We start from the raw sequence: 19,980 nt of genomic DNA on the forward strand, positions 1-19,980 counted from the left end.
CCGGCTTTTTAATCTCTCCCCTAACGCGTTAGACACCCACGTTCCTCCGCGGCGGACCCTGTTTCAGATCATCACATCGCCGCCGTTGGGGGAGAGGTTTTGCCCCACATAATAGGAACCGGCTTCGGAAGCCAGCAGTAGGGCGGTGGGCGCGATTTCCCGGGGAAAACCGAAACGGCCGATGGGAAGCTGCGCCTGTTTCATGGCGCGCCATGCGTCGGACAATCCCATCAGCATATCGGTTTCCACCGGCCCGGGCGCGATGGCGTTCACCGTGACGCCATGGGGCGCGCCTTCATAGGATAAGGCCCTGGTGAAACCCACTATCGCGCCCTTGGCCGCGCAATAGTGGGCCTGGCCGGGAGCGCCTTTAAACGCCAGCTGCGAGGAAAAATTAATCACCCGGCCCCAGCGCCGGTCGATCATGCCCTGGAAAAACGTGCGGGTCACCAGGAAGGTCCCGCGCATGTGAACGGCAATCATGCGGTCGAAAGCCGCGACGCTAAGCTCATGGAACAGCAAATCACCGCCGATGCCGGCGCAGTTGACCAGAATATCCACCTCCCCCAGCGTTTCGCCGGCCCAGCGGCCCATGGCCGCGACCTGGTCTTCGTCGGCGACGTCGCAACGGGTGTGGACTACCGGCAGGCCGCGCCGCGCCATATTTTCCGCCAGGGCGAGGGCATTGTCGTCGTCGCCGTACTGGCAATACCCCACGCTGGCGCCCTGTTCGGCGAAAAGCGCGACGATCTCGGCTCCGATGCCGCGGCTGCCGCCGGTCACCAGCGCACGGCGTCCTTCAAGACTAAAGACATTCATGGGTGTATCTCCTGTGATATCAGCGGTGCCAGCCAATCGGCATAGGCACGGATGCCCTGTGACAATGAATAATGGGGAACGAATCCCAGCCCGTCGGCGATGGCGGAAATATCAAAACGGTGCTGGACATCATCCAGGGGGTCGGGTCCGTCGGCGAACCGGATCTGCCCCTGTCCCAACACCTGCTGTACGGTTTCCGCCACCTCGGCCAGGGTCAGGTAGCTGCCTCCGGTAGCGGTATAAACCCCGTCGGGGCAGCGGGGGGCATCCAGCGCCGCCAGCAGCGCCGAAGCCGCGTCGTCCACATAAATATACTGGCGGTGGAAATTGGCGCCCCACGGCCACTCCACCGCCTGGCGCCGCAATACGGAGGTAATCAGGGAGCGGATAACGCAATCGGTGGTACGGCCGGGGCCATAGACCCAGGACAGTCGGATGGCGACATTGTCCTGGCCGTGCTGACGGCGGTAGGCGGCCAATAGCTGCTCGCAGGCCACCTTGCTGGCGCCGTAGACGCTGCCGGGGCGCAGCGGCGCCCGTTCGGTGATCCCCGCGCCGGTATCGTCGGTGGGGCCATAGGCGCTGGTGGAGGAACAGAACACCAGGCGGCGCAGGCCCATGACGCGGGCCATTTCCATGATATTGGCGGTGCCGTCGACATTGGCGCGGATAATGCCGTAAGGGTTGTCCAGCATTACCATCGGACCCGAGATGGCGCCGCAATGGATAATATCGGTCAGCGAATATTGCCGGGCCAGGCCGTAAAGGCGATGGATATCGGTAATATCGCAGGCCAACACCCGATCCGGGGCGTCACGGGCGGCCAGATCGATACCGATTGCCCGCCGGCCTTCCCGTACCAGGCGTTTGAGCAGATGCCGGCCAATCAGACCGTTGGCACCGGTGATCAGGATGGATTCGTCAGTCATGATAAAGTCTCGCCGGAAGACGGCAGCGGTACTGCCGCCGGTGGTTTACCCTCGATGGACAGTTCCGCCGACAGCAGCTTGAGGGTATAGGGATCCGCGGGCGCGTTGAAGATGGTGTCCACCGGACCCTGTTCCACGATGCGGCCTTTGTTCATGACCGCCACGTGGTGGGCCAGCGACCGCACCGAGTTGAGATCGTGGGTGATAAACAGCGCGGTGAGATGCATCCTGGACTGCAGTTCGCGTATAAGATCTATAATCTGCGCCCGTACCCGGATATCCAGGGCGGTGGTGGGTTCGTCAAAAATCACAAAATCGGGCCGGGAGATGAGGGCGCGGGCGATGCCCACCCGCTTTTGCTCGCCGGCGCTGAGTTCATGGGGATACCATTCGGCGTAATGGGCCGGCAGATTGACCAGGTCCAATCCCTGGGCGACCCGTTCCCGCCGCTGCCGCGCCGACAGGTTTTCCAGCATACGCAGTGGTTCATCCATCAGACGGCGTACCTGCCAACGGGGATTGAGCGCTACGTAGGGTTCCTGGAATACCATTTGGATTCGCTTGCGCAGCGGCCGGAACAGCCTGGGCTCCATGGCGCTGATATGCTGGCCGTCAAAGGTCACGATACCGCTTGTCATGGGCAGTAGCTGTATAAGGCATTGTCCGATGGTGGTTTTGCCGGAGCCGCTTTCACCCACCAGCGCCAAGGTCTGGCCGCGCTCTATAACAAACGAGACATTGTCCACCGCGCGTACCGTTTGCCCCGGCCGTTTGCCTGGGAACAGTTTGACCAGCCCGGTGACTTCCAGCAGCGGGCGCCGATCGCCGCTGTCCCGGTGCGTGGCCGGCAACGGGCGGGCCAGGGCGGCGGCCAGCAATGCCTGGCTGTAGGGCAGGGCCGGGCCGGCCAGGAAACGGTTGACGTCGTCGATTTCCACGAAGCGTCCCCGGCGCATAATGGCCACCCGCTGGCAGTAATGGGCGATAATGCCCAGGTCGTGGGTTATCAGCACCACCGACAGGCCGCGGGCCTTGCAGCGCGATACCAGCATATCCAATACCTGCACCGATACCGTGGCATCCAGGCCCAGGGTGGCATCGTCGGCCAGCAAAATGGCCGGCTCGGCCACCAGCGCCATGGCGATAACCACCCGTTGCGCCATCCCGCCCGAGAGCTCATGGGGGTAAGCGTTGGCCCGGTTGGCGGGATCGACAATGCCCACTTCCGTCAGCAGGTTTACCATGGTTTGCCAGGCATCGGCCTTCGGCTGCGGACGGTGACGCTGCAAGACCCGCACGATCTGCCGGCCTACCGTCTGTACCGGATCCAGCAGCGCCTTGGCGTTGGTGCCTATCAGGGCGATGTTGCCGCCGCGCACTTTTTGCCGTTCCCGGGGGCTCATCTCCCCGATGGTCTTGCCGCCAAGGGCGATACGACCGGCGCGCTGTACGGCCCCCTCCGGCAGCAAGTTCATCAGGGCCCGGGCCAGCATCGATTTACCGGCGCCGGTTTCGCCGACGATGCCCAGTATTTCGTTGGGCAGCAATTCAAAGCTGACGCCGTCCAGGACGGTATCGGCGGACGGCGCTTCGCCGATGGTCACGGTCAGGTCTTCAACGGTCATGACCGCCGGGTTATCAGTTTGGCGACGAATCATGGAGGGCCTCCGTCGGGCGGTGCGCTTTTTGCCGGGGCGCGGCCTGCCGGGTCTCTTCCGGCAGAGGAACGGCTTTTGCAATCCCCTTGCCGCCGAGGCTGCCGCTGCGGCGTACTTTATGAGGATCAAGCCAATCGCGGATTGCGTCTCCCAGCAGGGCGAAACTCAGCACCGAAAAGACAATGGCCACGCCCGGAAACAGCGAAACCCACCATACCCCCAGGATCATCTGCTGTGCGCCGCCGGCCACCATCAGCCCCCATTCGGGGGTGGGCATCCGCACCCCTGCGCCGACGAACGACAGTCCGGCGGTCAGCAGGATCGCCATGCCGATGGAGATGGAAACCTGGATCATGGCCGGCAGCATGGCGTTGGGCAGTAAATGGGAAAACATGATATGACGGTCGCCGGCGCCGCTGCAGCGGGCCGCCGCCACGAACGGACGAGCGCGCAGCGACAGCACTTCGGCCCGGATCAGCCGGGCGAAGACCGGAATAAACAGTACCGCCAGCACAATGGCCACGTTCCAGATTTCCTGGCCGGTGACCGATACCAGCGCCATGCCCAGCACAAAGATCGGGAAAGACTGGATAAAATCGAAAACCCGCATGGCAAAATGGGAAAAAGGGTTGCGGTAATAACCGATAAGCAGCCCCAGGGGCACGCCGACGACAAAAGCGATAAACACCGAGACAACGCTTATCAGCAGATTAATGCGCGTGGCATAGATAACGCGCGACAGCACGTCCATGCCGTTGATGTCGGTGCCGAACCAGTGCACGGCCGAGGGCGCCTGCAGGCTGGCCAACGGATCGGCCTGCATGGGGTCGAACGGCATCAGCAGCGGAGCAAACAGGATAAGTACGATTTGCAATACCATCAGCAGCAGGCCAAACAGGGCCGCCGGGCGATGCAGGATGAAAAGAAGGCGTCTCATGTGCGAATCCTCGGATCGGCCAGTTCATACAGAATATCCACCGCCAGGTAAACCAGCAGTACAAACACCGCGGCCACCAGGATAAACCCCTGCAGGGCTGGGTAGTCGCTGTTGATCACCGCTTGTACCGCATATTGTCCCAGGCCGCCCCAGGAGAAAATGGTCTCCACCAGCACCGCCGAACCGAGCAGGAAGCCGGTGATGAAACCGACAATGGTGATAATGGGCGGCAGGCTGTTGCGCAGCGCCATGCGCACCAGCTGCGCTTCCGACAGGCCGCTGGCGCGGCCGTGCTGTACGAATTCGCTGCGCCATACGCCCGAAAACACGCTGTGGGTCATTTTCATCAGCGCGCCGGCGTTCACCACCGCCACGGTGATAACCGGCAGGATCAGCCGGCCGACGCTGGAACGGAATGTTTCCAGTGAGCCGGCCAGCAGGCTGTCGATGGTATAAAAACCGGTCACGTAGGGCGGCGGCGAAAGGATGGCGTCCAGGCGGCCGAACGGCGGCGCGGCCCATCCCAGCACGCTGTAGAAAAAGAAGATCAGCAGCAGGCCGATCCAGAAATCCGGTATCGCCCCGGCCGCCAGACCGTATACGCGGGCAAAGAGATCGATAAAGCCGCCGCGCCACACCACTGATGCGATGGCCAGCGCGATGGCCACCACCACCATCAGCACCAGGGCATAACCTATCAGCTCAAGGGTGGCCGGCGCCCGGTCAAGCAAATCGACGGTAACCGGGTTGGAGGTAAAAATAGAGATGCCGAGATCGCCCTGGAAAATATGCCGCACATAGTCGGCGAACTGGACCCATATGCTGTGATTCAATCCCAGCCGGTCACGCAGCTGCGCCACCGCTTCCGGGGTCGCCATATTGCCCAGCAGCAGCACCGCCGGATCGCCGGGCAACAGCCGGATCAGGAAAAACGTCACCAGCAGCACCCCGAACATCTGCGGCACCACCAGCACCAGTCGCCCCAGGATAATCTGCAGCCAACGCGGGAGGATATCCCACTGTTTCTGAATAGTGGCAAGCATCACCTGCACCTTCTGCAATATAAAAACATCCCGGCGCGCCAGCGCAGCGCCGGGCCCGCTTAACGCTGGTTAATCCTTGCGAAAGTCGTACCAACTATTGCTGTTGGGGTATACCAGGAGAAGCCGGTCACTTTTTGCTCACCGCCAGCTGATAGCCGGGATTGAACAGGAAAACCCAGGGCGCTTCTTCAATCACGGTCCGCTGCACTTTTTTCATATCCGCATCGCGGGCGGCGTTATCGGTGGAGATCAACGCGTTATCGATCATCTGGTCCACCTGCGGGTTTTTGTAGTGCGAGTAGTTGACCATGGATTTACTATTGATAAACAAATTGGCGCCGTAGGCCGCGTCCGGCACGATTGCCATATCGCGGATGAAAAACATCGGCATCTGGCCTTTGGAATAACGTTCCACCAGGCTGGAAGAGGGCAAATTCACCAACTGGGCGTCGATATTGGCCTGGGCGAAGGTGGATTTCAGCGCCACCGCCAGTTGTTCTTCGATGGGCTCGCCGGTGCGGTAGCCGATTTGGGTCTTGAAACCGTTGGGATAGCCGGCCTTGGCCAGCAGCGCCTTGGCCTTTTGCACATCGAAGGTGTAGGGGAAATAGTCGCCGGTATAGGCCGGGTAGATCTCCGCCACCGGGCTCTTGGTGGGACGGGCGGTACCCATGTATACGCTTTGTTCCAGCTCGGGCCGCTGTACCAGGTAGTTCATGGCTTGCCGGACTTCCACCTTATCGAATGGCGGCGTATTGTTGTTCATTTCCAGCCGGTGGGTGTAGTTGCCGTAAACCTTCCATACTTTTACCGTGGGTATTTTGTCCGCCAGACTTATCTCCCTTGGCGTCAGCCATTCCGCCACGTCGATGGAACCGGCCTGTAGCGCCGCCAGGCGGTTGGACGAGGTGGGCATTTCACGAAACACCACGCGCTTGATGGCGGCGGGACCGCGGAAGTAGTAGGGATTAGCCTCATACACCACTTCCTGGCCCGGCGCGAAGCGGCTGATAAAGTAAGGGGCGAAGGACGCGGAATGGGAGGAGAGGTAGCGGGCGCCCCAGGGATCCTCGGCGGTCAGGTGCTTTTTGATATCCTTGCTGTCGATGATGCCCAAATCGTTATTGACCCACAGACGATCCAGCAACAGCGACGGATGGGGGATGCTCACCTTGACGGTATAGGCGTCCACTTTCTGGAATGAACTGAAATCGGCCACCTTCAGTATCTGGGTCATATACCAATAGAAGGTGGCTTTCATATTCCAGCCCCGTTCGAAGGTCCACATCACATCGTCGGCGGTCATTTCATTGCCGGCGGCGCTTTTCACCCCTTTACGCAGATGGAAGGTTATGGATTGATGATCCGGCGACAGCGCATAGCTTTCCGCCAGGTCCCCTTCGATTTTACTGAAATCCTCCACCCGTGCGCCGCTGGCCGGGTCGGTTTTACTGCCGTAGGCCAGCAGACGTTCAAAGATATTGCGGCGTGCTTCGTGTCCGGCCTCGGTGGGCGGGTATTCCTGATCCAGCGATTCCGGCGTGCGCGGTCCGCCCACCAGCAGCGTTTCAGCCGCCGTTTGCGCGTTTGCCGGTCCGGCGCAGGCCAGCCAGAGCAGCGCGGCGGCCGACAGGATGGATGAATGCTTGTTCAAAATGGTCATGTTACTTTCCCTCAGTCGTAAAACGGCTAAACAATGGGTTGAGAGACCGTTGGGCCTTGCCGTGAGCGGTCAGCTCGGTAACGTCACCCGAAAGGGGGGGACAGTGATAACGGTGCAATCATCCTCGCCGTGGTTTTTCTGCACCAGATTGGCAAACAGCCCCGGCCGGTCCAGGGCCGCCATATTGCAGTGCCAGGTTCCCCGGTGATATTGGAGAGCCATGCGCCCGTCCACGACGAACGCCAGGGCGCGGGCGGTATCCGGCCGATCCCCATCGTCGCCGGGACACACCACCACCAGGTACCGGCTCACATCCAGCGGAAAGAAGGTCTGGGTGGAAAACCCGTGCCTTTCCATCCGTTGAATGTCGCAATGACCCGGTTGCGCCGGCGCCCACAGGGTTTCGATGCAGGTCTGGCTTTGTGGTGCGTTGTGCCGGTGCTCCGCCCGCAGCCCGTCCGTCGACAGCAGGATGCCGAACGGGGCGAAGAGGGTCGGGGTTATGGGCAGCGCAATGATGTTACGCATCCGCGGAGCCTTGACGGGCCAGCCAGTCCAGGGCAATGGCCTCACGGGTGGTAAACCAGACATCGCTATACTGGCCGGCATAATCGAAAAATCGCTTCAGGGCGCGGATCCGCCCGGGACGGCCCACCATCCGGGGATGCAGGCCGATTGACATCATGCGCGGACCCTGTGCCGCCTCGGCGTACAGCACCTCGAAGCTCTCTTTCATGTACTGGAAAAAATCTTCCGCCTGGATCAATCCGGGGGAATTCCAGAAGCGGATATCATTGACATCGCAGGTATAGGGCAGTACCAGCCGCGACTGGCCTTTGACATCGACAAAAAACGGGATGTCGTCGTTATAGGCGTCGGAGTCATACAGGAAACCTCCTTCCTCGCTAATCAGTTCGCGGGTATGGATGCTGGCGCCATAACGGCAGTACCAGCCTACCGGGCGTTTACCACAGGTTTTTTCGAACGAGGCGACGGCGAGGTCGATGTGGTGTTTTTCCTGTTCGCGGGTTAGCCGGAACACCTCTTCCCAGCGATAGCCATGGCTGCAAACCTCGTGGCCGTTGTTTACCACCGCGCGGGCCACGTCGGGATTCTGTTCAAAGGCCAGGGCGCAGGCGAAAAAAGTGCTGGGCACGGCCGCGGCATCCAGCGCTTCCAGAATGCGCCATACCCCGACCCGGGAACCGTATTCATACATGGATTCCATAGCCATATTGCGGATATCGGCAGGAAAGGCGTAGCTGCCCCATTCGGTCATCGGTTCCTGATCGCCATCGCCCATGGCGAATGAGCGTTCGGAACCCTCTTCATAATTCACCACAACATTGATGGCGAGACGGGCGCCATTTTGCCAGCGCCCCGAAGGCCGGCGATTGCCATAGCCGATTAAATCACGCGGCGGATAGGGTTTTGCGTCAGCGGACATGATAACCTCATTTTTTGTCTGCAATATTGCATGCAATTATTGGTACAATAATAAAGCAATTGCCGGGCCAAGAGTGCCAGCTTCCCGCAACGGTTTAAAATCAGCGGGTTACCGATTGAAATCAGGGGGGCATACCGGTCCGGGCCGCGCGATTTCGGTGCGCGTTGCCCCATTTTGGGTATGCGCAGCGCCGGCAACCCTTTCGCCGCAACCGGCGATCCGGCCCTATCTGTCGAACAGCGGGGCATAATCGGTATATCCGCGATCGCTGTCATCGGCTCCGGGCAGCAGCGGACGATCGCAGCGCAAAAATTGGCCGCGTCCCGGCGTTCCCCGTGGGGAGCCGTCCCATACCACCTCGCCCCGGGATAGCGTCATGGCCGGCCATGCCGACAATTCCATGCCTTCGTACGGGGTATAATCCACGTTGTGGTGCAGCATATCGTTGGTGACCGTGACCTTTTTGTCCTGATCCCAAATAACCAGATCCGCATCGGCGCCCACGGCGATACTGCCTTTCCGGGGATAAAGGCCATACAGCTTGGCGGCATTGGTGGCGGTCAGCTCCACAAAACGCTGCGGCGTAATGCGCCGGCGGCAGACCCCTTCGGACCATAGCAGCGCCATGCGCGTTTCCACGCCGGGTATGCCGTTCGCCACCTGATGAAAACCGGGGTTATCCCCATGGGCCCGCTTACCGTCGGCGCCCGCGAAACGAAAGGGCGCATGATCCGAAGAAAATACCGAAAAGGTGCCGTTGGCCAGGCCGCGCCACACCGCTTCCTGGCTGCCCTTATCCCGGGGCGGGGGGCTGCAGATGCATTTGGCCCCCTCGAAATCGTCGCTCAGCCCGAGGGATTCACGGGTCAGGAACAGGTACTGCGGGCAGGTTTCGCCATATACGTTCAGGCCCTTGCCCTGGGCCCAGCGGATTTGCTCGATGGTTTCCCCGGCCGAGACATGCACCAGCAGAATGGGCACGTCTACCAGCTCCGCCAGAGAGATGGCGCGGTGCGCCGCTTCACGTTCAATCAGCCGGGGACGGGATGCGGCGTGAAAGCGCGGGGCGGTAAGACCGGCCGCCAGCAATTGTTCGGTGAGCCAGCCTATGCAGTCATGATTTTCCGCATGCAGCATGACCATGGCGTGCTCCCGGCGGGCCAGCGCCAGCACGTCCAGGATCTGCCGATCGTTGAGCATCAGGGCGGCGTAGCTCATATAGAGTTTGAACGAGGAGTAACCCTCCTGGATAAGCCGGGGTAGCTCCTCGTTGAGCACGGCGGGCGTCGGATCGGTGATAATCATATGGAAGGCAAAATCGACAAGCGCCTTATCGGTACCGGCGCGCCGATGGTAGTCTTCCACCGCGTCCCGCAAGCTGCCGCCTTTTTGCTGGCAGGCGAACGGAATAAGGGTCGTGGTGCCGCCACAGGCGGCCGAGCGCGAGCCGCTGGCAAAGTCGTCCGCCATAACCGAACCGTCGCCGGTAGGCTGGTCCAGATGCACATGGCTGTCGATGCCGCCGGGCGTGACGAAACGTCCGGCGGCGTCGATTTCCTGCGTGCCGGCCGGCAGGCGTTGCCCCAGAGTGGTAATGCGGCCGTCGCGGATGCCGATGTCGCAGTGGAAGATATCGCTGGCCGTGACGGCCCGGGCATGACGGATTACCAGATCATGGGTTTGCATGGATGGGGCTCCTGTGATGGATAACGAATAAATGCAGACATTAATGTGTGCAATTTTTTCGCCACTTTTTAAATGCCGACCGATTTTTAGGTAAAAACAAATAAAAACAATTAATTAAATAAAAAAGCCTGGAATGGGGGGGCGGCGAAGCCGAACGCGATGCACTATAAAAGCGCCCGCGTTGCGCCTGAATGGCTAAAAAAGCGGCAAAGAGTAAGATGCGGATATGGCGTGGCAGGACGATGCATCAAGGCCGTGGAATGGGGATGAACCAGCCGGCGGGCAAGAGGCAAGCCAAGGAGCGAGCAAAAGGAGCACCCGGCGGCGGACGGCCCGCCGGTCGTTGCCCAGCCAGGGCCGCCGTCCCGATTGCCCGGTTAGACCCGGTCAGATAAAGTCGTAGATATCGATGTCGCTGCGGCGGGCTTCGCTCAGATCGAGACTGGATATAATATGATCGAAATGATGGTGCATTTTTTCCTGGGCGCCGCCGATATCGCCCACGGCCAGGCTATCCACCAGATCCGCATGTTCATTGGTCAGGCAGAGCACCCCCTCCTTGGTTTCATAAACCGATTGCACCAGAATGCACCGCTGGATGAGCAGCCCGACCATGCGTTCGATCACCGGATTGCGCGCAATGTGCGCCAGCAGGATATGGAACTCGGCCGCCATGCGGTTAACGTCGTTGCGATGGGCTTCAAAGGCGGACCGTTCCTGCACCAGCAGCGCCCGCAGCGATTCTATATCCTCGGCGGTGGCCCGTTCGCACACCAGGCTGATGACGACATCCTCCAGGTGGCGACGCGCTTCGAAGACATATTTGGCGTCTTCCACCGTCGGGCGGCAAACAAAAGCGCCATGATGCAGGCGGATTTCCACCACGTCCTCGTCCCGCAGCCGTTCCAGCACCCGCCGTACCCGTGAACGGGGAATATTGTAGCTTTCCGCCAGCTTCACCTCGTTGAGATGCTGGCCGGGGCGAAGCCGTTTATCGATAATGGCATTAACCAGGCGCTGGTAAATAATTTCTTCCGTAGGGTGTTTGCCCCTAAGCTTCTCGTTACTGCTGTTGTCACCCATTTATACCTTCAGTCGCGCTTGTGAGAACGGTAAACCGAAAAACGCATCCATGATTTCTTCGATGAAACGGTCCGGATGGCCATTCCCTGTATTCGAGCCTAAAAGAATCCGCGCCGCAAGTTTTTCAACGTGGCGGCCACCAGTTTAACCATGGCCGTGATGACAAGGGAAGTTCCGGGCTGGGGAAATGTCTCCAGGATAACCATCGGATGTAAATCGCTTTTGTTAAAATAATGAACAAACAGCAGGCATCCATACCTTTATCCTATACTCTTGTCCGGTAACCCTTGGGTCTTAACATACGATCAGGAGCCTATCGCAATGCCCTTTTTTATCGTGACCATGACGCACCCCGACGGCGATGGTTGGAAAAAACGTCTTCCCGCCCATATAGCCTATCTGCAAACGCTGGTTCGAACGGGCGTTCTCCGTGCCTCCGGCCCGGTGAAAAATTCACCGCTGCGCACCGGGTTTCTCATATTCAAAGCTGATTCCCGTAAGGAAGTGGAGGCCCTTATTGAAAAAGATCCTTTTTCGATCCAACGGCTCATCGTCAGTTTGACCATTTCCGAGTGGGATCCCCTGTTCGGCGAGTTTGCGTCCGAATCCAGCGGCGTGATACCCGGATAAACATCCCGCCGCAAACCGGGTCGCCGCCGCGTCATGGCGGCGCCTGGGCCCTCCTTTTTGAAAACCCATTTCATTTCAAATGATTAAGCGCGTTAACCGATCCATATCACATTTCTAATTCAAAGCCATTGAGCGGAAAATTTGTTTGAAATATATTGCTAATTCGAGTTAGCAATGAGATTTCAGCGAACGCCATCGTTTATGCCGCCCGGCTATAGCGGGTGGTTTCACGGGCAAATATCATTTTTGTCTTCATCCAGAATAAGGAAAGAACAGAGCATGTTAACGCTACATCTTCCAGCTTCTCCTGACATTATCCGTACCCAGGACAGTGAAGTCCTGCTGGTGACCAATGCGGATCTGCGCGAACCGGCCAATGTCACCTGCTGGCCGACGCAATTGGCGTTCGAAGGGCGTTTGCAGGCTGCCCTGAAGACCTTGGGCTATCAGATGAAACGCGCTCATGAGATTAATCCCCGGCGCGGCCACGGCTTTATCAGCAGCCAGAAAGAGGGCAGCGATCTGTTTGCCGCCATTGATCCCGATGCGCCCATTATTGTCTTGCTTACCGCCTGGCAGTATTCGCACCATATTGCGCCTTCCTGGTTCACCACCGCGGACCGATACTGCTGCTGGCGAATTTTGACGGCACCTGGCCGGGCCTGGTGGGCATGCTATGTCTGGCCGGTTGCCTCACCAGCCTGGGGCGCGCCTATTCCCGGCTCTGGTCGGAGGATTTTGCCGATGAGTTTTTCCTGCAGGGCCTGAGCACCTGGCTGCGTGACGGCGCCGTGAGCCATAAAACTGGCTATCTGCATCCCATTCCCCCGACGCATCCGGTGCTTGCCGGTCAGTCGGGGCAGATCGGACGCAGGACCGGCGAGTATATTCTGCGTCACAAAGGAATAGTCGGCCTGTTTGATTCCTTTTGCATGGGCATGATCAACGGCGTGTTCCCACAGCAGGCGATGATCAACACCGGTATTCCGGTAGAGTCCCTGTCGCAATCAGCGCTGCTGGTGGAAATGGCGAAAGTGCCGCCGGCTCTGCGGGAAGCCTGCCTGCAATGGTATGAACAGCGAGGCATGCGGTTTGAATACGGTGAAGACGGCAGCAAGGATCTCAAGCGCGAACAGGTACTGGAACAATGCGCGATGATGATCGCCATGGCGCGGTTTGTAAAACGTTTCGGCCTATCGGCGGTGGGCGTACAGTACCAGCAGGGTCTGAAAGACAGCTGCGCCGCATCCGATTTCGCCGAGGGGGCCATCGGCAACGCCGAACGTTTTCCCATCCCCGATGAAAACGGCGAGATCATCTGGCCGGACCGCGCCATTCCCTGTGTCAACGAAGTGGATATGGGCAGCGCCATTCCCCAGGTCATGCTGTCGCAACTGCTGGATGCTTTGGGCATGCCCACGGAAACCACGCTGCATGATATCCGCTGGGGCAGCGTTTATCGCGGCACGTTCTATTGGGATCTGGAAATTTCCGGCGCGGTGCCCTTCGCCCATCTGAAAGGGGGGATAGCCGGCGCCACCGGCTATCGGCAGCCCGCCATGTTTTTCCCTTATGGCGGCGCCACCCTTACCGGGCAGGGAAAAGCTGGACGTTTTATCTGGGCACGGGCGCATTACGAAGGCACTGAGGTGATTATGCATATCGGTACCGGTACGGCGGTGGGAACTGCCGACGGAGGGATTCGAGCGCCGCCGCCGGGCCACCAACTATGAATGGCCGCTGCTGAACGCGGTGCTGGATGGCGTAAGCCGTGATGACCTGATGGCCGGTCATCAAAGTAATCATCTGACGATTGCCTACGTGGCTGAAAAGGATTTGAAAGCGGTGCTGCAGGCATTTGTGGCCCAGGCGCTGACGCAGCATATACGCGTGTACGCCGCCGGCGAGGCCGCTCATTATTTGTGACCCGTTATCATGAAAACCATTTTGTCCTTTGCATTGCCGGGGCGCGTTATAAACAAGATGAATATACCGATGCAAGCCGGCGGGCTTTTTACGGCTGAAATGGTTAACAACGATAAACGAAGGCGGTGATAGAGGAAGAATGAACTTAATAACCTAATACTGGCGCCGTTATTTTATTACGCCATGCGATTGCAAACCGATTATTACCCTAACAGCAGACAGATGATGGCATAAGTGAGCATAAAAGTATTAAAAATCAAAACACAACCTCAATCCTGTAATAACGGGATGAACAGGAGCTTATATGCAAAAAGAATTAAGTACCGAAGCGCTTATTTTGCTGGCGAAAGAAAAGCTTGATTTAAAAGAGGCGCCAGGGGCAACCAAGGCGGGCTGGCTGATGATAACGGCCCTATTGATAGAGTCTTGGGATATCTATTCCATGGCCTTTATTATATATGCGCTAAAAGACGTTTATCATCCCAATAGTTGGCTGCTGGGATTTACCGCGGCGGGCACGCAATTGGGGGCGATTATCGGCGCGCTGCTGGGCGGCTGGCTTACCGACAAGCTCGGCCGGCGGAAAATATTCCTCTACTCCATGCTGCTCTTCGCTATTTTCGCCGTGCTGCAGGGGCTGGCGCCGAACATCTACTGGCTGGCAATTATCCGCTGTTTTGCCGGTATCCCGGTCGGGGCGGATGTGGCCAACGGCTTTACCTATCTGATGGAGGTGATGCCGAAAGGCCGGCGGGAGGTGATGGCGAACCGCTGGCAATTCATGTTTGCCCTGGGGATCATTACCGCCATTCTCCTTTGTACCATCCTCATGGTGCTGGGCGTCCCTAATAATCTGATCTGGCGTATTGTGCTGGCGGGTTCGGGCCCTTTCGCGTTTTTGCTGTTGTTCCTGCGCCGTGAACTGCCGGAAACCCCGGCATGGTTTGTGGACCGGGGACGGTTTATTGAAGCCAAACAGGCCGCCAAAAAGTATTACGGCAATGTGCTGGAGGATGTACTGCCCGACCGGAATGTGAAGATTGAGGAAACCTCCACCGGTGAAGCGCTATATGATCTGTTCAGCCGCGACTTCTCGCGCAGGACGACCATTTTCGGCTGGATTTCCTGCGCGGTGCAGTCTTTCGAAAATTACGCGTTTTCTTTTTACCTGCCGTTGATCCTGACCACCATCGGCATCAGCGGCCATATTCAAAACAATTTGGCGCTGCTGGGGGTCAACATTATCGCGGCCATCTCGGCCTTTGTCGGCCCGCTGATACTTCCCCGCCTCGGGCATAAGAAACTGAGTCAGTTCGGCTTCCTGTTTGTTACCGTCGGCATATTGATTGCCGCCTACGGCGTATTCCAGCTGAATTTCACGCTGATTACCGGCGGCGCGGCATTAATGCTTTGGGGACATTATTGGGACGCCGAAAGCGGCATGACGGTTATTTCCCTGGTGGCCAAGCCGAAATATCGCGGCGTGGCCTCGGGCATCGGTTATACCATCGTGAAGGTGACGGCCTTTGGCACTACCCTGGTGTTTCCGCCGTTATTCGACCGGTTAGGGGTTCCCCTGGCATCAGCCATTATCGCCATCGCGCCTTTTATCGCTTTCCTTGCGGCGACGTTTATCCTGCCGGAAGTGTTTGGGCATTCCGCCGGCGACGGCAAGAATGATGATCCTGTTCATGTGAACAGCGGCGCCGGCGTTTACCGGTCCGAAAATTAATCGGTTTTAATCTGGGTTATATTCATAATATAAGAGGATTCATTATGACCTGCACCAAAATGCCAAATATTGAAAGTATTGAATTAATGACCTGTCGCGTACCTTTGCCGGAAGGTCCCTGGGGCGATCAAATTCATCATGTTACCGATATCGAGGTGGCCATTGTTGATGTGCGCGGGTCAAACGGACTGGTGGGCACCGGATTCAGTCATACCTCCGGCTGGTGCGGAGCGACCATTTCGGCGCTGATCAAGGAAATTATTCCGGATGTGATCGGACAACCGCTTTCGCCCCGCGCGCTGTGGGATCGCAGCTACAAATATATCCACGATGTCGGTGGCGCGGGCGTGACCACCCATGCATTATCGGCTCTGGATATCGCCTACTGGGATTTGCTCGGTAAAACGCTGAACGTGCCGATTGTGGATTTACTCGGCCGGGTGCGCGATCGCGTGCCGCTGTACGGCAGCGGTATCAACCTGCATATGTCGGTGGAAGAGGTCATCGAACAGGTGCGCCGCTGGAAAGCGAAGGGTTATCTCGCGGCGAAAGTCAAAGTAGGCAAACCCGATCTGGAAGAAGACGTTGAACGGCTGATTAAAATCCGGGAAGCGGTGCCGGGATATCCCCTGGCGGTGGATGCCAATCAGGGATGGAATTTTCCTCAGGCGCTCAGGGCGTTCAAGCTGTTTGAACCGCTGAATTTATTATGGATCGAAGAGCCATTGCCTTCGGACAATATCGCCGGTCACAAACTGTTGCGCGAAAGGACCAATACGCCCATCGCCTTGGGGAAAACGTCTATAACCTCAGCCAGTTCACCCAATATATTGAAAACGGAAGCGCCGATTTTATCCAGGCCGACCTGGGCCGCGTCGGCGGCATTACCGGCTATCTGGACGTCGCGACCGTTGCCCGCGCCCACAATTTGCCGATGACGCCTCACTTTGTGCTGGAGCTGAGCGCCAGTCTACTGGCCGCGGTGCCGAACGTTTCTTATGCGGAAGTGACCGACGGCGGGCGTTGGAAGGATCTACGCATCGTATTATCCGCCGGGGAAGAGGTGGACGGTTATTATATTCCCAGCGATAAAGCCGGCCACGGTATCGTATTAGACAGAGAATATTTAGGTTCCCATAAAATCTGAACAAAAAGTATAGCTACCAATCAGGAGGATGGATATGGAAGATAAATTATTTTCTGTTAAAGATAAAATTATCATCATTACCGGCGGCCTTGGGCAACTGGGGGCGCAATATGTGAAGGAGTTGCATCGCCGGCAGGCGAAAGTCGCCGTCTTTGCCGTTCACGTGACGCCGGAGAGAGTGGCGGCGGTGTTTGGCGACGATAAGGATTCCGAACGCCTGGCTTTCTATGCGGTTGATATCACGGACGGCGCCAGTATTAATCAGGCCCTTGATGATATCGGGCAAAAATGGGGCATTCCCGACGGGCTGGTCAACAACGCCGGCATCGATACCCAGCCCAGCGCGCCGCCGGAAGTCTCCGGTCCCTTTGAACATTTCCCGCTGGACGTGTTCCGCAAGGTGGTGGATGTCAACCTGGTGGGAACATTCCTGATGACTCAGCAGGTGGGGTCGCGGATGAAGGCGGCCGGCAAGGGCGGCTCCATTGTCAATGTCGGCTCTATTTATGGCGTCGTCTCGCCGGTACAGGATATTTACGGCTATAAAAAAGAAGATACCGGCGTGCCGTTTATTAAACCGGTGGCCTATTCCGCCGCAAAATCGGGAATTTATAATTTCACCCGCTACTGCGCCACCTATTGGGGCAGAGACGGTATTCGCGTGAATACCCTGACGCTGTCCGGCGTGGCCAGGCACGATCAGGACCCGAGATTTCAGAAAAATTATATTGCCCGCATGCCCATCGGCAGAATGGCTCACGAAGATGAATATAACGGCGCCGTGGTGTTCCTCCTTTCGAACGCCTCGGTTTATATGACCGGTTCCAACGTGGTGGTGGATGGAGGATGGACCGCATGGTAAATCTCGCTGATTGGGATAAATTCCGGGGGATAATATCCGCCATCGTGACGCCAATGCACCATGATGAGTCCGTCAACCATGATGCCTTGGCGCTGATAGTGGAAAAACAGCTGTCGCGCGGCGTTGAGGGATTTTATTGCTGCGGATCCTCCGGCGAGGGTCCCCTGCTGGGCCTGGATGAAAGGACTGCAATCCTAGGTACCATTGTCCGCAGCGTTAAAGGCAAGGTGCCGGTGATATCCCACGTGGGAACCGTCAGGACGTCGGATGCGGTTTATCTGGCCAAAAACGCGGAAAAAGAGGGCGCGGACGCGGTGTCCCTGGTTCCTCCCTATTATTACAAATTCACCAAAAAGGAGATCATCGCGTATTATCGAAAAATGATTGCCGCTGTCTCCATACCGGTCATTATCTATAACATACCCCAGTTCACCGGGGTGGAGCTCGATGCGAAAATCGCCGACGCGTTATTAAGCGAACAGCAGGTTCTGGGGGTAAAGCATACTTCCCATAACCTGTATTCCCTGGAGCGTATGGCGGCGAAATACCCCGATAAGGTCTTTTTCAACGGCTTCGATGAAATTTTCCTGTCGGCAATGGCCGCCGGCGCAACCGCGACCATCGGCACCACCGTCAATTTGCAGCCGGAACTGTTTTTGGCCGCCCGTGCGTTTTTCCGTCGAGGCGAGTTTGCCCAAGCCAGGGAAGTGCAGTTGCAAATCAATAATGTGGTTGAATTCATGGTTGAACGCGGGGTTTTTCAATCCGCCAAATATCTGGCGGGGCTTGGCCTGGCGGATCTCGGCCCGATACGCGAGCCGTTCGCCCCGCTGACGGCGGCGCAAAAAAAGGAGCTGGATCAACTGAATAACATCATCACGGGGCTGATTGAACATGTGGGATAAAAACGCGAGTCCGATCGCGCGTTATACGCTCAACGATAAGGCCGCGATCCATATGGTGGCTGACATCATTGAAGCCATATCTGCGGACCCGGCCACCAGCGGGCTGGCGGCGGCCATCGTGGGAGCCGGCGGCGAACTCGTGGCGTTCGGCGCCCATCATTCCTGTCCGCCGCTGCCGCGACTGCTGGCGCAACGCAAGGCCTACACCGCCTTGATGCTGCGCCGCAGCACCCGCATTGTGCAGGAGGATGTGCGCAGCGGCTCGCTGGATATGAGCGTGCTGAACGATCCCCGGCTATTGCCGATGCCCGGCGGTGAGCCCGTTTTCATCAACGGCACGGTGGTAGGCGCCATCGGCATCAGCGGTTTAACGGCGGAAAAGGATATTGAGCTGGCGCACTACTGGGCAGCGCAGTTTTCTTGACGTTATTCATCGGCCGTCATCCGCCAGCCGGCGATGACGGCCAATCCATCCCCCGTCCCGGTTATGGCGATTATTCGCCAACAAACGCCCGTTGGCGATGGATCATCGTCATGGGGATCATCACTTTACCCGACGGCGGCGCTTCACCGCTCAGCGCGGTTTGCATCGCGGTAAACGCGTGTTCGGCCCAGGCATCCTCATTTTGCCGCATCGACCAGACATTGTTGGATAAAAACCCCAGCATGGCATGTTCGTCAAAGGTACCGATATTGATTTCCGCCGGTATATAGCCGTATTGTTCACGCAAAACGCTGAGCGCGCCTTCCAGTATCGGCAGCGAGGAGGCGATAAAACCCTGGGGCGCCCGATGGTGCCGCTGGAAAAACTGTCGCATCATCAAGCTCCCGTCCTCCTGGCGGTTATGGCCGGCCTCCAGTATCCATTGGCCGGGGTTTTCGCCCATGACCCGCCGATAACCCTGCAAACGCATTTTAATCGCCGGCTGTTCCGTATCTCCCGCCAGAAAATAGAGCGGAGCCGACCCATTGGCAGCCATCATGACGCGGGTGAGCTGCTCGGCGCCCTGGCAATTGTCACTCACCACCAATGCGATCCCCGTCTCGCCAAAGTCGCGGTCCAGCAGCACCAATGGCCGTCTTTCCACCAGTTTGGCATGGTGATTCTGCGACTGGAGGGATGAGGGGACGACAAACAGACCGTCCACATTGCGCTGCAGCAGCGCCTCCACCAGTTTATTTTCATGGCGGGCGTCGCTGTATGTGCAGCCGATCATCAACTGGTACCCGGCGTCACGGCAGCGTATTTCCAGCTTCTCCGCCAGGGTGGAAAAAAACAGGTTGGACAGGCGCGGCACAATCAGTCCCAGCGTATCGGTTTTATTCAGTTTCAGGCTGCGGGCCGTGTGGTTGACCTTGTAGCCGAATTCGGCCACATAGTTATGGATACGTTCCTGGGTTTTGGCGCTGATACGATACTGCTCAGCCTTACCGTTCAGCACCAGGCGAATGGTGGTAATGGAGAGATGTAACGCCGTGGCAATCTGCTCGACCGTTTTTACCATGAATAATG

General features: G+C 58.0%; 16 protein-coding genes and 2 pseudogenes. 7 read left to right on the forward strand and 11 right to left on the reverse strand.

Going from position 1 to position 19,980, the window contains the following annotated elements; translation table 11 throughout:
- Positions 1-63: 63 nt before the first annotated feature.
- The 10 genes from GTU79_RS10620 to GTU79_RS10665 all read right to left on the reverse strand — a co-directional run bounded on the left by GTU79_RS10620 (position 64) and on the right by GTU79_RS10665 (position 11,265).
- Entirely contained in the window at positions 64-819 is a 756-nt protein-coding gene (locus GTU79_RS10620) for a 3-oxoacyl-ACP reductase family protein (RefSeq protein WP_132922254.1), read from the reverse strand.
- Complete coding sequence (locus GTU79_RS10625; RefSeq protein ID WP_203521951.1) at positions 816-1,748, reverse strand: NAD-dependent epimerase/dehydratase family protein; 933 nt, start codon at positions 1,746-1,748, stop codon at positions 816-818. The genes GTU79_RS10620 and GTU79_RS10625 overlap by 4 nt, the downstream gene beginning before the upstream one ends.
- Positions 1,745-3,406: an ATP-binding cassette domain-containing protein gene (locus GTU79_RS10630; protein ID WP_203521950.1), complete on the reverse strand. Its 1,662-nt coding sequence runs from the start codon at positions 3,404-3,406 to the stop codon at positions 1,745-1,747. Before GTU79_RS10630 ends, GTU79_RS10625 begins: the two co-directional genes overlap by 4 nt.
- The gene (locus GTU79_RS10635; RefSeq protein WP_214513906.1) at positions 3,387-4,343 is read right to left on the reverse strand and encodes an ABC transporter permease; all 957 of its coding nucleotides are present in this window, start codon (positions 4,341-4,343) and stop codon (positions 3,387-3,389) included. The genes GTU79_RS10630 and GTU79_RS10635 overlap by 20 nt, the downstream gene beginning before the upstream one ends.
- A complete protein-coding gene (locus GTU79_RS10640; protein ID WP_203521949.1) occupies positions 4,340-5,386 on the reverse strand; it encodes an ABC transporter permease in 1,047 nt (348 codons plus the stop codon). Before GTU79_RS10640 ends, GTU79_RS10635 begins: the two co-directional genes overlap by 4 nt.
- A gap of 127 nt (positions 5,387-5,513) precedes the next feature.
- Positions 5,514-7,049 (reverse strand): ABC transporter substrate-binding protein, encoded by a 1,536-nt coding sequence (locus GTU79_RS10645; RefSeq protein ID WP_214513907.1) that lies wholly within the window; start codon positions 7,047-7,049, stop codon positions 5,514-5,516.
- A 69-nt stretch (positions 7,050-7,118) separates the two neighbouring features.
- A complete protein-coding gene (locus GTU79_RS10650; protein ID WP_203521948.1) occupies positions 7,119-7,577 on the reverse strand; it encodes an ureidoglycolate lyase in 459 nt (152 codons plus the stop codon).
- On the reverse strand, positions 7,570-8,496 hold the full coding sequence (locus GTU79_RS10655) for an allantoinase PuuE (protein WP_203521947.1): 927 nt from the start codon (positions 8,494-8,496) through the stop codon (positions 7,570-7,572). The genes GTU79_RS10650 and GTU79_RS10655 overlap by 8 nt, the downstream gene beginning before the upstream one ends.
- 225 nt (positions 8,497-8,721) lie before the next feature.
- Positions 8,722-10,182, reverse strand: coding sequence for a dihydropyrimidinase (gene hydA, locus GTU79_RS10660; RefSeq protein WP_203521946.1), 1,461 nt, complete (start codon positions 10,180-10,182; stop codon positions 8,722-8,724).
- A gap of 387 nt (positions 10,183-10,569) precedes the next feature.
- Positions 10,570-11,265, reverse strand: coding sequence for a GntR family transcriptional regulator (locus tag GTU79_RS10665; RefSeq protein WP_132922248.1), 696 nt, complete (start codon positions 11,263-11,265; stop codon positions 10,570-10,572).
- A 321-nt stretch (positions 11,266-11,586) separates the two neighbouring features.
- Here GTU79_RS10665 and GTU79_RS10670 point away from each other — a divergent pair, with 321 nt between their 5' ends.
- The 7 genes and pseudogenes from GTU79_RS10670 (at position 11,587) to GTU79_RS10700 (ending at position 18,891) form a co-directional block, all read left to right on the forward strand.
- On the forward strand, positions 11,587-11,895 hold the full coding sequence (locus tag GTU79_RS10670; protein WP_203521945.1) for a YciI family protein: 309 nt from the start codon (positions 11,587-11,589) through the stop codon (positions 11,893-11,895).
- A gap of 279 nt (positions 11,896-12,174) precedes the next feature.
- A pseudogene (locus GTU79_RS10675) lies at positions 12,175-13,821 on the forward strand (signal transduction protein).
- Between the two features lie 304 nt (positions 13,822-14,125).
- Positions 14,126-15,553 carry an MFS transporter gene (locus GTU79_RS10680; RefSeq protein ID WP_214513908.1) on the forward strand — a complete coding sequence of 476 codons (1,428 nt, stop codon included), beginning with the start codon at positions 14,126-14,128 and terminating at the stop codon, positions 15,551-15,553.
- A gap of 86 nt (positions 15,554-15,639) precedes the next feature.
- Positions 15,640-16,700, forward strand: a pseudogene (locus tag GTU79_RS10685) (mandelate racemase/muconate lactonizing enzyme family protein).
- 34 nt (positions 16,701-16,734) lie between these two features.
- Entirely contained in the window at positions 16,735-17,562 is an 828-nt protein-coding gene (locus GTU79_RS10690; RefSeq protein ID WP_203521941.1) for an SDR family oxidoreductase, read from the forward strand.
- On the forward strand, positions 17,556-18,467 hold the full coding sequence (locus GTU79_RS10695) for a dihydrodipicolinate synthase family protein (protein WP_203521940.1): 912 nt from the start codon (positions 17,556-17,558) through the stop codon (positions 18,465-18,467). The genes GTU79_RS10690 and GTU79_RS10695 overlap by 7 nt, the downstream gene beginning before the upstream one ends.
- Positions 18,457-18,891 (forward strand): GlcG/HbpS family heme-binding protein, encoded by a 435-nt coding sequence (locus tag GTU79_RS10700; RefSeq protein ID WP_203521939.1) that lies wholly within the window; start codon positions 18,457-18,459, stop codon positions 18,889-18,891. The genes GTU79_RS10695 and GTU79_RS10700 overlap by 11 nt, the downstream gene beginning before the upstream one ends.
- A gap of 70 nt (positions 18,892-18,961) precedes the next feature.
- On the opposite strand, the gene GTU79_RS10705 is transcribed toward GTU79_RS10700, so the two are convergent.
- A complete protein-coding gene (locus GTU79_RS10705; protein ID WP_214513909.1) occupies positions 18,962-19,972 on the reverse strand; it encodes a LacI family DNA-binding transcriptional regulator in 1,011 nt (336 codons plus the stop codon).
- Positions 19,973-19,980 lie beyond the last annotated feature (8 nt).

It is taken from the genome of Sodalis ligni (genome assembly GCF_016865525.2).
Taxonomy (GTDB): Bacteria; Pseudomonadota; Gammaproteobacteria; order Enterobacterales; family Enterobacteriaceae; genus Acerihabitans; species Acerihabitans ligni.